We start from the raw sequence: 12,706 nt of genomic DNA on the forward strand, positions 1-12,706 counted from the left end.
AAGTTAATTATCCAACTGAGTGTCAATTTTTTGAATTGAGTTATAAGGGAATGGAGGAGAAATATCGTGAAGGAGTTAGAAAACCGCTGTCAGAGCCTAAAGGCCGCTGACAGGGTTTTTTCAGAATTTCAATAATTCAATTTCGCCAAATAATTGAAATCATACGTGGCACTTTCGAGGGCGGTTTTGGGGTATTCTTCCTGCTCGACAAAGAAGTATTTCATGCCGGATTTGTCGATGTTTTTCAACATTTTCACAATGTCGATCTGGCCTTTGCCAAATTCGGTGCTTTCCTTCTTGACTTTGTCCATGTCTTTCAGGTGCCAGAGCGGGAAACGGCCGGGGTACTTGGCGAAATAAGCCAGCGGATCGTTACCGGTCAGCACCGCCCAGCCGAGGTCCATTTCCATTTTGACCAGATTTTTATCCGATTTCTCCACCAGAATGTCGTACAGCGGTTTGCCGTCTTTCTTTTCAAACTCGTAATCGTGGTTGTGGTAAGCGAACACCAGATTGGCTTTCTTACAATCTTCGGCGGCTTTCGAAAACAGATCGGCGCAGCGCTGGTAGTTGGCAACGGTTTGTCCTTCCGACGGCAGCGACGAGCACACCAGGTAACTTTGCCCGGCTTCGGCGGCCATATCCACCGATTTTTTCCAATCCTTGTCGATGTGAACGTGGCCGCTGCGGACGTTCATGCCCAGATCGTGGGCGATTTTTTTGATTTCCTTCGGCTGTAAACCGTAAAAATTTCCTTTGTCACTGCGGGCCGATTCCAGCTCTTTGTAACCAATTTTAGCCAGTTTTTTCAGCGTACCCGCAGCATCGGCCAGCATCTCCTTCCGGACCGTATACAATTGAATGCCCACGTTTTTTACTTTGGCCGCTTCCGAAAAAGTGGGGTATAAAAGCGCACCGGCCGCCAGACTACCGGTTGTTTTCAGAAAATCTCGTCTTGTTGTCATACAGTTTAATGAGCAGGGATTGATTCAGTGAACAAAGGATTCATTTCGAAAAGTCTACTAGCTGGGGCGCAAAAGGGCTTGTTTACCACGTTTTAAACCCAAAACACCGCCAGACCGATCAGCACAAAACCGCAAAGACGACATACACCATCCGGCCAACGACTTCCTGAATCACTTTAACTGAAAAACACTGAATAGGTACGAACCAATACGGTTGGCCGGAACCGACTAATCAGAATCACTTTCTACAACGATTCACTTGTGTAAAGCAGGTGTCCATACCAGGCAGTGGTCATGAACCGGTCGGAAAAAATCAATAAATCCACACTATGCAAGATGGATTTAAAGAGGCAAAGGCGCGGTTTTTTCAGATTAAAACGGTTTTCCGGGAATGTCATTGTAAATCTGTGGGAAGTCTTTGTGGAAACCATAAACCACCGGGCTTTTTTTGGGTTAATGATAGCGTGAAGCCCTATTTTGATTTAACCCTGGTTCTAAACCGGATCGAGGAAGCCATTCGACCGTACCCCAAAGCCGCCATGTTCGACCTGTTCGAGCGGGGGCACAACTCGGTTTTTGAGCAGTTGATCGCCTGCATCATTTCCATCCGGACACTCGACGAAACCACCATTCCGGTGGCGGAACGGCTTTTTGCCGCGGCCCGAACCCCCGAACAACTGCTGCAACTCGATCCGAAAGCGCTGGCCAAATTACTCTACGGAACGCAGTATCCCGAACAGAAAGCGTATACGATGCTGGGCATTGCCAAACGGGCGATCGACGAATTTAACGGACAGATTCCCGCCGATTTCGAAACGCTGACGTCGTTTAAAGGCGTCGGTCCCAAATGCGCCAACCTGACGCTGGGCGTGGCCACCGGTCAGGCGGCCATCAGCGTCGATATTCACGTTCACCGGGTGACCAACCGCTGGGGATTTGTGCAGACGACCCAACCGGAGCAAACGTTGAAAGTGCTGGAAGAAAAAGTACCCGTTGCCCAGTGGATCGACATCAACCGGCTGCTGATGCCATTCGGAAAGCACATTTGTACGGGCCGGTTGCCGCATTGCTCCACCTGCCCGGTTTTTGAGTTCTGCGAACGGGTGGGTGTGACGGAGAGTCGGTAAGGTAACTGGTTATAGACGGCGAATCAACTGGAAATTATATTCAGTGCGCTGGCCGATAGAGGCAGGGCAGCAGCTATTCATGCGGTCTCCATTCACTATATGGCCTATATATAGTGTACTGTCTTTTGATGTAAAATAAAGTTGGGGAAATAAGGATAACTCGCCAATCTCTTTGGAAACATTCAATTCAATCTGATATTTACCATCCCGATCAGAAACGGATTTCGTTAAAATTTTACTGGAGACAAGATAAATAAATTTTTTAGTACCTATCAATTGAACCTCAAGACCTTCTACCGGTAAACCGTTTTTTTCATCAGTTACGCGACCAAAGATTACGGTATTTGAATTAGGGCGTTCGGGATAAATTTCACATTTCTCGCAGGAAACCAGCGTCAGTGCCAGCCAGACCAGAAAATATCGGGATCGGTGCGTTCGGAAAGGCAGCCAGCAGAACGGGTGTGGTTTCATGACAGAAAATGCTTGCACAAAAAATACAAACGGGTAGCGATAAAATCAAATTAAAATAGCCGATCAGTAAATGATTTTCGATAAAACCGTACTGTAATTCTAATTCCGTATATTTCTAACCATCAACCGTTGCCTACCGCTAAACCCTACCTCGCCGAAATGGATTCTCCCAATACTACCCCCGCCGGACCAACCGACAAACCAAAACTCTATTCACTTGTGGTGGGCATCAATGCGTACCAGCAGGTCCGGCAGTTGAGCGGGGCTACGCAGGATGCCGAAACCTTTGAGCGTTATCTGGCTGATCTGACGGGTTTTGAACACCATCCGCTCCATCTTGCCGACCAGCAGGCCACCAAAACCGCCCTCGTCGAAGGGTTTCGGACGCACCTGAAACTGGCCGGGCCGAACGATACGGCCCTGTTTTATTACGCGGGTCATGGAGCCCAGGAAGCCGCGGACCCGACACTTTGGCCGACCGAAACCGATAAGAAGCTGGAAAGCATTGTTTGCTTCGATGGTGATTCGGAACATACCTGGGATTATTTACTGACCGACAAGGAGTTGCGGTTTTTGATTCAGGAACTGAGCCAGACCGGTGCGCACATCGTCACGATTTTTGATTGCTGCCATTCTGGCGACAATACCCGGTTTTTCGATTTGCTGTCCGAAACGCCCGAAGGCCGGAAAATGCAGGAACGCCGGTTGTCGGAATCGGCTCCCATGCGGCCTTGGGAGGGGTTTATTTTTCACGACCGGTTTTCGGAAGCGGATTTTCGGCAAAAAGGACTCGACGCACTGATTCCACTCGGAACGCACATGCAACTGGCAGCCTGTGAGTCGGACGAAGCGGCAGTGGAAGATCGCGAAAATAAAGAAGGCGCATTTACCAAAAACCTGATTTCGGTGTTGAAGGCGGCCAACAATGCCATTTCATACCAGACTCTTCACAATCGGATTCGCCAGTATATGCGGTTTGCTTACGAGCAGCGTCCCCGGATTTCGGCCGCGGGCGACCGATCGGATTTGATGCTAACGACCGGTTTTCTGAATCGCCCGGTCGATACCCAAACCGCCCTTGCCGAGATAACGTATAACCTCTCTAAAAAACAGTGGATGCTCGATGTCGGCGCCATCCACGGCGTTGGACGCACTACCAAAGTCATTCGGTTACTGGACGAAAATGGAAAACCGGCGTTTCCGGTCACTCCGTTGCTAATTGGGGCCGACTATACACTTTTAAAGCTCGAACCGGAGCAGGAAACCGGCCTTGATCGCAGCAAAGCGTATCGGGCGGAGGTTGAGGGGTTGATTAGCGAACCGGTAAAACTACACTTCATTAATCACAACGGCGACCTGGCGGAACAGGCCCAATTAATCCAGACTTTAACCGAAAAAGCCGGGGCTTTTTTTATACCGGAAGAGGTGGAAGAAAAGGCCGATTATACGCTGCACGTCCGCAATGGTTTATTGTATTTTACCCGGCCCAACGACGAAAACCGCCCACTTATCCGAACCGTTTCGGCCGATCAGCTGGACCAGGCCAACGAACAACTGACCCGGTATTTGCGGCATCTGGCAGCCTGGCAGTATTTGAAAGAACTTCGGAATCCGGCGGCACCTGTACCAATTCTGGCGGTTTCGGTAACGCCCGAGGAAGGTGAAACCATTGTGCTCCAGGGAGAACGTCCGGCGGCCGTAACCGTTCCCCTGCTGAGCAGCAAGACGCCGGTTGGGAAAACCGTGTGGGCCAATAAGGTCCGAATTCAACTGACCAACCCAACGGCGCAGGTGCTGTATTGCACGGTTTTGTACCTTTCGCGGGATTTTATCGCGATGAGAAATTTCCTGCCGATCAACGAACGGCTTCAGGCAGGAAATTACCGGCTCGAACCGGGGCAGACCGAATGGTTGGGGTTACCCAGTAAAAAATCGCTGACGGGGCGGCTGGAGGTGGTGCGAATGAGCCTGGAAGAAACCGTCCGGCAATACAACTGGCCCGACGTGACAGAATATTTCAAGGTGATCGTCTCGGTCAATCCGCTTTCCGAATCGACGCTGGCGATGCTGTCGCTGGATATTTTGCCGTCGCCCCATACACTGGATGAAAAATTAGACTTTAGCGAGAACCGGGCTTCGGCTTTCGATACATCGGAAGACGAGGAAACGTTTCCGGACTGGAGCACGCAAACCATTACCCTGCGAATGCCGAACCCGGTTTTCAATCAGGTCGATCTCGGTGAGTTGACCCGGATGCTGGAACCGGTTTTGGTCGATGGCGTTTCGGAGGCTAATCCGATGTCCGACTTTGCCCTTGGACTTTATTTCCGGCCCTATCCTGTCGATGGTACCCTCGTTTTGCGCGACGATCTGGAGGTGACGGGCGAGGAGCAGCGGGGATTGTGGGGCGATTTAAAGACGCTGGTCAGCAATCAGGTGGCCAATCACATCCGAAACCGGCAATACAAACAAAATCTCCTCAAATATCCCGATCGGGTTCGAATTGTAGCGGGTGGCGATTCCTGGTTTCAGTACCCATTGCTGAGTGACGTCATCGATTACCTGGCACGCGTTTATACCGTGAATTCTACCCCGGCGGTTGGAAATTCACTGAAAAAATACATCGAAAATTCGAAGTTTCTGGAAACCATTGCGCAGGTAAGTCCGCGGTTTTTTCTGCTGAGTGGCGGGGGAGCGCATTTTTTCGGGGAAGAATTCCCGACGTACATCCGCGACAAATGGGAGGGGGGCGAAACCGCTCCGCAGCGATACCTGACGGAAGCCTTTACGGCCGCTCTCGATGACCTGGAGGCTGATTTAAAACGCCTTTTTCGTCTCGTCCGTCTTCAGAATGAGAAGGTTAAGGTGTTGGCTCATGGTTATGACTACCTGAACCCGGATATTTCCCAAACCCAATCCGGAAAACCGGGGCTGATCAGTAAAACGCTAACTGAACGGGGCATTTCGGATCCGGCCGAACAACAAAACCTGATCCGGTTCATGGTCGACGGTTTTAATGAACGACTGCAACGCGCGGCTGCCGAGTACGAAAACGTGGCCTATATCAATCTGCGCGGCACCATGCGACCGGCCACCGAACAGCTGAAGTATTGGTACGACGAATTTCATCCAAACGAAAAGGGGTTTCTCAGCATTGCCACCAAATACGCCCAGCTCATCGGCAAAGGCTAGGGGAAAACCGCTTCGTTACGTTTGAAACCGCTTGAAGAAGTCGGCTTCGTAGCTCATGCCGATCGGAATTTCTTCGCCTGCCAGGGTTATGATGCGGTTTCTGACTTGCTCGATTCGGCTAAACGGCACAATGTAGGAACGGTGGACCCGGATAAACCGCTCGGCTTCCGGGTCGGCTTCCTGTAATTTTTGCAGCATGGCTTTCATGGTCATGCGGGCCACAATCGGGTGGTTGGTCTGCTGAATATGAATCTTGAGGTAATCGTCTAATCCTTCGATGAATAGAATGTCCGCCAGGTTGAGTTTGTGCAGCGTATAGTCTGCCCGGATGAATAAATAGGCTTCTTTCGAGGGTTCTACGGGATGCCGAAACCGGTAGTATTCATTCGCTTTCTGAATCGCTTGTTGAAACCGCTCGAACGTAAACGGTTTCAATAAGTAATCAATCGCGTTTAGGCTGAATCCTTCAACGGCATATTCGGCGTATGCCGTGGTGAAAATAACCATCATCTGATCCGGAATTGCCTTGTGGAATTCAAGGCCCGAGACCGACGGCATATTGATGTCGAGGAAAAGCAGATCGGTCGGGAATTGATGCATATGATGCAGGGCTTCGTCGGGGCGTAAAAACGTTTTTTGCAGATCAATCGCATTGAGCTGGCTTCAAAAATGGGTCAAAACGCGGAGCGCTGGTGGTTCATCATCCAACGCAATGGCTCGGATCATACCAGGTTCAGGGTTAATTCAACGGAAAAACCGGTCGGATTGTCGTTGATGGCCAGGATGTGTTTGTTGGGATACAACAAGTGCAACCGTGATTTGGTGTTTTCGATGCCAATGCCGCCCGAAGCTTCATCGTTGTAGTATACCCGAACTTTTTTATTGAAAACATATAAACGTAAATTGGTCTCTTTCAGGGAAATAGTAATGTGAATAATCGACTTTTCTTCTGGATTGACTCCGTATTTAAAGGCATTTTCGATGAACGAAATCAAAATCAGGGGAGCAATCTGTTTCCCGTTAAAAAAACCGCTGACCGCAAACTCAATCTGCACCGTATCATCCAGCCGAAGTTGCTGCAACGCAACGTAATCGCTGATGTAGTCCACTTCTTTCGCCAGAGGTACCTGATTACTGCCCGCATCCCGAATAACGTAACGCATTAAAGACGAGAGTTTTACGACAGCGTCGGCGGTTCGGTCGGACTTCTCAATGGCCAGCGAATAAATGCTGTTGAGCGTGTTGAACAGAAAATGCGGGTTGATCTGGGCTTTCAGGTACGACAACTCCGTGGCCAGTTTTTCCTGTTCCGTTTGCCGCCAGCGGTTGCTGGTTTGAAGAAATAAAGAAACGAAAATACCGACCAGAAACAGGAACAGCGCGTGACTGAGTTCAAACCCGAAAGGCGGTTTTTGCGGTAAACCGCCCGGTTCCGTAGTCATTGATTCCGGGAAGGGGTTGGGGGGCGGCAGAGACGAAATTAGCATATCCTGGCGATCGAACACAACCACCATCAAGATGATAACCAGGAAACAGCCAATCACGCTGAGAATGTAAATGACGTACTTCCCCTTTAAATAAAGGCCTGGAATCAGCACATAATGATTCAGGTAAAAAAACGCCAGCATGAACAGGTAAGACAGAAAATTAGTCAGTTCGTGCGGATTGTCAGCCAGTTGGGACAGCCCCGAAAAGCCGCGTGGGGCAAAAATGTACGGAAGCGCCAGAAAGGCCAGTCCGATCAGAATATGAATTAAGAAAGGCGGAATGGTGCGTTTCATCTCATTGGTTTTCACGGTAATCTACAAAACGTCTTACGCGCATGAAAATGATTGCGGTAGAAAGGGAGAATGTGCCGGAGAAATTGGAAATGAGTTACTAATATGGTTATTTGTGGTAACCTTAACGTCCTCCTACCTCAAATGATTAGCCCGTCAGCCGCCACCTGGACCGATGAATTTCTGTGGAGCAAACGAAAGCGGGGTGACTCACTCGCTGACGAAACGATCAACGCCATTTTGCTGGATAACCAGAAGGGGGAGATCGACCAGATTTTCCAGATGCTGGTCCAAAACCGCAATTTTCCGAATCCGGCGTTTGATGTACTGCCGGATCGGGTGAAAAAAATTGTGGAAGACTACTTCGTCAAAACCCGTCGCCTTCCCGACTGGGCCGAACCGTTTAAACTGGCCGTGGCGTCCGATGTTTTCAAACAATACGGGCCTAAAATTCTGCTCCTGCTGCTCTGTAAATCACTGCCGTTGTGTTACACCTGCTGGCGGGGAGCCAAGGTTCTGTACCGGACCGGTCGGCTTCGCGTGCACGACGGATCGCTCGATTCGTTTACCCGGCGGCTGATGGAAACTGCCCAATTTGTGGTCAATGTGCTGACGCTGAATAGTTTCGAGCACGACGGAACCGCCATCGTTTCGATCCAGAAAGTCCGGCTGATGCACGCCGTGATCCGGTATCACGCCCAGCAACACCGCTGGGATGTTTCAACTTACGGCATTCCAATCAATCAGCAGGATCTGGTCGGCACCTTGCTGTCGTTTGGCGTCGTGATCATCGACGGGCTGAAACAGATGAACATCGAGTTGACCCCGGAAGAAAGTGAAGCCTACCTGCACCTCTGGAAAGTAGTGGGGCATATGATCGGCGTCGACGATGACCTGAATACGGAAAGCGCGGAAGACGGGCGGTTTTTGATGAACGCGATTCTGGAACAGCAGGCCGGGCGGTCGACGGATGGGGGCCGGGAAGGCATTGAGCTGACCGATGCCTGCATCGACCTGATGAACTCGCGGCTGTCGTTTGGTCCTTTCAAGAATTTGCCATCGGTTTTTGTGCGGTTTTTTATCGGCGATCAATATGCCGACCTGCTCGAAGTGGCCAAAGCCGACGATAAAGACGATTCGCTGGCCATCGACGCCATTCAGTGGCTCGACAAGAGCTTCCGCTCCGGCAGCGACCGCCATTTGCTGATGGGCGCCGTCGGAAGGGCTTTCAGCAACCAGATGATCGATCTGCTGATGGCTTATTACAACGGCGCCAAACGGGAACAGTTTTATCTGCCGTCGGCGCTGACCGATACCTGGGAGTCGGAAAAACCGGATTTCCGGATTCCACCCGCGCAGACCATCGAAGAAGTAATTTTTTACCTCGACAAAGTGGCCCGTCATCTGCGGTCGCAGAACAATCCGATCGGGTTGTTTTGTGCGGTTTATAAGTTGGTGACGATCCGCGTTCAGGAAGGGCTGCGGGCAAACCGGTTCGACAATCCGGTGGAGATGGAGCAGGTTGACGTGGGGTTTGGCAACCGGTATTTTGAAGCGCTGAATAATTATTTCGACGGCAAAACCGCTACGTCGCCCTGGCAGTTGTCGTTCGAGGCCGCCCGAACGCTCATCACCACCGACCAATACATTTTTACGGCAGCGAATGCACACATTTCGTATGATTTGCCGATTGTCGTTGCGGAAGTTTACAAGGGCAAAGACCTCGAATTGTTTAAGGACGATTTCGTAAAAATGAACGATTTGTTCGGGGATATGTACGATCAGATGAACGACAACGTCGGTCGGATATTCCGTCCTTTCGGAACAATGGTAACCTATTTCTCCGACCGGATCAAGGCCGTCGAACAGGCGGTTATGAATGCCGGACGCGAGCAGGCCTGGACCAACAGCCGCGCCTTGCACCAGGCCAAAACCGAAACGGAACGCCAGCAACTTCTGAAGGATCTGGAAGCGCAATCGGCTAAAATGGGGCGATTGGTGGCTCGACCGCCCTGGTTGCTGCGGTTGCCACTGATGTACGTTGCCCGGAAAGAATTTGGCACCACGGCCCACAAAGTAGATGTGATGTTGCGGACAGCCCTGCTGCCGACCATTTCCTGATTGACTAATTCCCACAATAATGAACCGACTTGTACTGATTTTGCTGGTAGGTCTGTTGCCTTTGGGACGGGCTTCGGCGGGTTCGATTCGGATCACGGATCTGGATCGGACGTATAATGTTTTTGAGGCCAGTGAGTTACTGGAAGTAAAGGCCGGTTCGGTATCCATCGGCGATTTACTACGTCCGTCGGCCGCTCTGCCGTTTGTTCCTACCGAAAACCGCCTGATCAAGACATATGACCACCAGGTTGGATACTGGTTCCGGTTTCAGATCACCAACGAGACGGATCGGGAGGTTTTTCTGCAGTTTATCTACGCCGGAACCGAGTTGATGAAGGTGTACGAAACCGCCGACAACCGCGTGCTGCGGGAAACCCAACTGGGCTCGCTTCAGCCGGAAAAAGGCGAATCGTTTCGGAAAAGCATTCAGTTTTGCCCGATTCTGGCCCGCAATGGCGAAACGCACACGTTTTACGTATACATGGAAGGGGTGTATACATCGGCGCTGCCCATGTTTGCCCTTTCAACGGTTAAATTACTGCAAAGCCAGCATCGGTCCGATCTGTTTTATGGCATTTACTACGGTTTTATTCTGATTATCATTGTTTACAGCCTGGTTTTATACATCCGGTTGCGCGAAGAAGGAAATCTTCGGTATGCCATCTGGGTATTGTTCATGGGCCTGTTGATGGCGCTGTTCCGGGGACACACCAGCGAATTTTTCTGGGCCGCCAATCCGTCCATCGAACGCTACGGCGCAGCCCTGCCTTCCGTGACCGGTTTTCTCCATATTCTGTTCACCCTGACCTTTCTCCGGCTTCGCTACCAGGCCCCGGTTTATTACAAAACCGGCATCGGGATTGTCGTGCTCTATCTGATCGGTTTTCTGCTGAGTGTCCTGAACGTGAGTCTGGACTATCGACTTGGGCGTCAGGTCGATATCGTACCGTTGGTCGTTCTGCTGGAAGGAATATTCAGTCTGACCGCGGGTGTCGCCATGCTGCGGAAAGGGTTTCGTCCGGCCTTATTTTACATCATTGGCAACCTGTTTTTCTACCTGGGAATCGTCATTTACCTCCTGTATACCGACGGTCGATTGCCCTACGGTTTCCTGACCTACGAAAGTATTCATCTCGGCGTTGGGGTCGAAATTCTGTTCTTTGCAGTCGCCTTGACGTACAAAGTAGACTTGCTGAAAAAACAGCGTCTGGAGGCCGAGCAGGAGCAAATACGGCTTTTGGTGGAAAACCGGCGTCTGGTCAGCGAGCAGAACATCATGCTGGAGCAAAAGGTGAACCAGCGGACGGAAGAACTTCAGGCGGCCAAGCAGCGCTCCGAAGAACTGTTGCTCAACATTCTGCCGTCGGAAGTGGTGGAAGAGCTAAAACTGACGGGCCGCTCGAAACCCCGCCGGTTTGATCGGGTGACGGTTTTGTTTACGGATATCAAGAATTTTACCGCCACCGGCGAGCGACTGTCGCCGGAAGAACTGGTCAACGAGATCGATCATTATTACCGGGCATTCGACGATATTCTGAGCCGGTACCGCATTGAAAAAATCAAAACCATCGGCGACGCTTATTTATGCGCGGGTGGTTTGCCGGTGGTTTATCCCGAAAACCCGGTTGAAGTCGTTCGGGCTGCTTTGGACATGCAGGCGTTTATTGTGCGTAACCAGCAGGAACGGCAGGCCAGGGGCCAGCAGCATTTCGAATTTCGGATCGGGATTCATACCGGACCGGTGGTGGCCGGCATTGTGGGCGCGCGCAAGTTTGCCTATGACATCTGGGGCGATACCGTTAATACAGCGGCCCGCATGGAACAGCACGGTGAGGTGGGCAAAATCAATATTTCCGAATCTACCTACCAACTGGTCAAAGAACACTTTCGATGCAGTTACCGGGGCAAAATACCGGTAAAAAATAAAGAAGCACTGGATATGTACTATGCAGAAGAATTCAGTAAAGATTAAGTTTGATTAGCGGCACTATATTTTTACTACGAGTAAACTTATTTGCTTTTTTGTTTAACATAATGTGACTTTTATAGGGAAAATCGGCAGGACATACAAACATCATGCCATACAGTCCTAATCTGGAGCGAAAAACCAGTCGATCTTCAGGACTTCGAAAGAGCCGACCGGATTCTGGAAGCACCGTGGTTCTTTCTAAAATCTAACTCGTTCCTTATACACACAGCGAAAAACCGGCGCTTTGGAGCCAATGGCTGCGGATCTCTGATTGACGGTTTTCGGACGACAGGGCTGGGAATACGGGTGTCTGTTTATTGTCGTACACCGGTTTTTTTTAACCTTGTTATTAATTAGCAGAAAGCACTTTTTATTGGATTATCGGTATACGATTGCTGCTCCGCGAGTCTATTATTTGTGCTCATCTGCTGAGGTTAGCAGGTTATTTTTGGAAGTATTTTGATCAACATATAATCATTAACCAAGCTGTTATCCGGTGGGAGGAAGAACAAAAATTGCCGATCCATTCAACGTATAAAGCGGCTTGAAAATGAGTGCTTTAAAGTACGGATGACCGATGTAGGCAAGAATTACATTTTTCAGAAAGACGAACGGATGATTGCGGAAAACCAGAAACTGAAAGCTAAGAACTCTGTGGTATTACCGGGATAACCACCCGAAAAGGCGCGCAGGATGGTTACTGTTTTACACGAAAACGATTGGATTATTTTTTAAAACGGAGCCTTTTAAAAACCGTGGTTTTGCACAAAACCGCTGGGTTATTCCTAGAAAAGTGTCAGGAAAAAGGAAATCAATTTGTACCACAAAAACGCGAAACCGACAGCAACCGAAAGGATTGCAAACCACAGGATTGCTTTGGGCATGCTGAGCTTAAAAGGTTTACGTTTACGGTATTTTGCCATTTTTTGAGTACCAGCAACAGGCTCAATTTTAGTAACCCCAATCGGGTTGAATACATCGATGGAAACGGTTTTGGTGCTCATTGGATGATGCCGATAGTCAGGTTGACAGTTGAATAGGTTGAATACTAACTAAGTCCCAAACTTTGTGCCATTCTTGTTT

Annotated in this window: 9 protein-coding genes; 4 read left to right on the forward strand and 5 right to left on the reverse strand. The window is 50.0% G+C overall.

Annotation, left to right across the window (positions count from 1 at the left end; translation table 11 throughout):
* Window positions 1–128: 128 nt before the first annotated feature.
* Window positions 129–965: a TIM barrel protein gene (locus EHT25_RS20440; protein ID WP_124876970.1), complete on the reverse strand. Its 837-nt coding sequence runs from the start codon at window positions 963–965 to the stop codon at window positions 129–131.
* 464 nt (window positions 966–1,429) lie between these two features.
* Between EHT25_RS20440 and EHT25_RS20445 the strand changes: the two genes are divergently transcribed.
* Window positions 1,430–2,092, forward strand: coding sequence for an endonuclease III domain-containing protein (locus EHT25_RS20445; protein WP_124876971.1), 663 nt, complete (start codon window positions 1,430–1,432; stop codon window positions 2,090–2,092).
* A 9-nt stretch (window positions 2,093–2,101) separates the two neighbouring features.
* On the opposite strand, the gene EHT25_RS20450 is transcribed toward EHT25_RS20445, so the two are convergent.
* A complete protein-coding gene (locus tag EHT25_RS20450; RefSeq protein ID WP_124876972.1) occupies window positions 2,102–2,563 on the reverse strand; it encodes a hypothetical protein in 462 nt (153 codons plus the stop codon).
* Window positions 2,564–2,722: 159 nt separating this feature from the next.
* Between EHT25_RS20450 and EHT25_RS20455 the strand changes: the two genes are divergently transcribed.
* Window positions 2,723–5,755, forward strand: coding sequence for a caspase family protein (locus EHT25_RS20455; RefSeq protein ID WP_148095897.1), 3,033 nt, complete (start codon window positions 2,723–2,725; stop codon window positions 5,753–5,755).
* 15 nt (window positions 5,756–5,770) lie between these two features.
* Here the strand turns inward: EHT25_RS20455 and EHT25_RS20460 are convergent, their stop codons facing one another.
* Both EHT25_RS20460 and EHT25_RS20465 read right to left on the reverse strand, forming a co-directional pair.
* A complete protein-coding gene (locus EHT25_RS20460) occupies window positions 5,771–6,403 on the reverse strand; it encodes a LytR/AlgR family response regulator transcription factor (RefSeq protein WP_310588769.1) in 633 nt (210 codons plus the stop codon).
* 74 nt (window positions 6,404–6,477) lie between these two features.
* The gene (locus EHT25_RS20465; protein WP_124876974.1) at window positions 6,478–7,536 is read right to left on the reverse strand and encodes a sensor histidine kinase; all 1,059 of its coding nucleotides are present in this window, start codon (window positions 7,534–7,536) and stop codon (window positions 6,478–6,480) included.
* Between the two features lie 141 nt (window positions 7,537–7,677).
* Here EHT25_RS20465 and EHT25_RS20470 point away from each other — a divergent pair, with 141 nt between their 5' ends.
* The gene (locus EHT25_RS20470) at window positions 7,678–9,654 is read left to right on the forward strand and encodes a DUF5995 family protein (protein ID WP_185731428.1); all 1,977 of its coding nucleotides are present in this window, start codon (window positions 7,678–7,680) and stop codon (window positions 9,652–9,654) included.
* A 19-nt stretch (window positions 9,655–9,673) separates the two neighbouring features.
* Window positions 9,674–11,626, forward strand: coding sequence for an adenylate/guanylate cyclase domain-containing protein (locus tag EHT25_RS20475; protein WP_124876976.1), 1,953 nt, complete (start codon window positions 9,674–9,676; stop codon window positions 11,624–11,626).
* 782 nt (window positions 11,627–12,408) lie between these two features.
* Here the strand turns inward: EHT25_RS20475 and EHT25_RS20480 are convergent.
* Window positions 12,409–12,627 carry a hypothetical protein gene (locus tag EHT25_RS20480; RefSeq protein ID WP_124876977.1) on the reverse strand — a complete coding sequence of 73 codons (219 nt, stop codon included), beginning with the start codon at window positions 12,625–12,627 and terminating at the stop codon, window positions 12,409–12,411.
* Between the last annotated feature and the right edge of the window lie 79 nt (window positions 12,628–12,706).

This window comes from Larkinella rosea (assembly GCF_003858635.1).
Taxonomy (GTDB): domain Bacteria; phylum Bacteroidota; class Bacteroidia; order Cytophagales; family Spirosomataceae; genus Larkinella; species Larkinella rosea.

Bases quoted from the DNA above. Each gene is read 5' to 3' on its own strand.
- EHT25_RS20440 (WP_124876970.1), bottom strand. From the start codon at position 965: ATGACAACAAGACGAGATTTTCTGAAAACAACCGGTAGTCTGGCGGCC.
- EHT25_RS20450 (WP_124876972.1), bottom strand. From the start codon at position 2,563: ATGAAACCACACCCGTTCTGCTGGCTGCCTTTCCGAACGCACCGATCC.
- EHT25_RS20455 (WP_148095897.1), top strand. From the start codon at position 2,723: ATGGATTCTCCCAATACTACCCCCGCCGGACCAACCGACAAACCAAAA.
- EHT25_RS20465 (WP_124876974.1), bottom strand. From the start codon at position 7,536: ATGAAACGCACCATTCCGCCTTTCTTAATTCATATTCTGATCGGACTG.
- EHT25_RS20470 (WP_185731428.1), top strand. From the start codon at position 7,678: ATGATTAGCCCGTCAGCCGCCACCTGGACCGATGAATTTCTGTGGAGC.
- EHT25_RS20475 (WP_124876976.1), top strand. From the start codon at position 9,674: ATGAACCGACTTGTACTGATTTTGCTGGTAGGTCTGTTGCCTTTGGGA.
- EHT25_RS20480 (WP_124876977.1), bottom strand. From the start codon at position 12,627: ATGAGCACCAAAACCGTTTCCATCGATGTATTCAACCCGATTGGGGTT.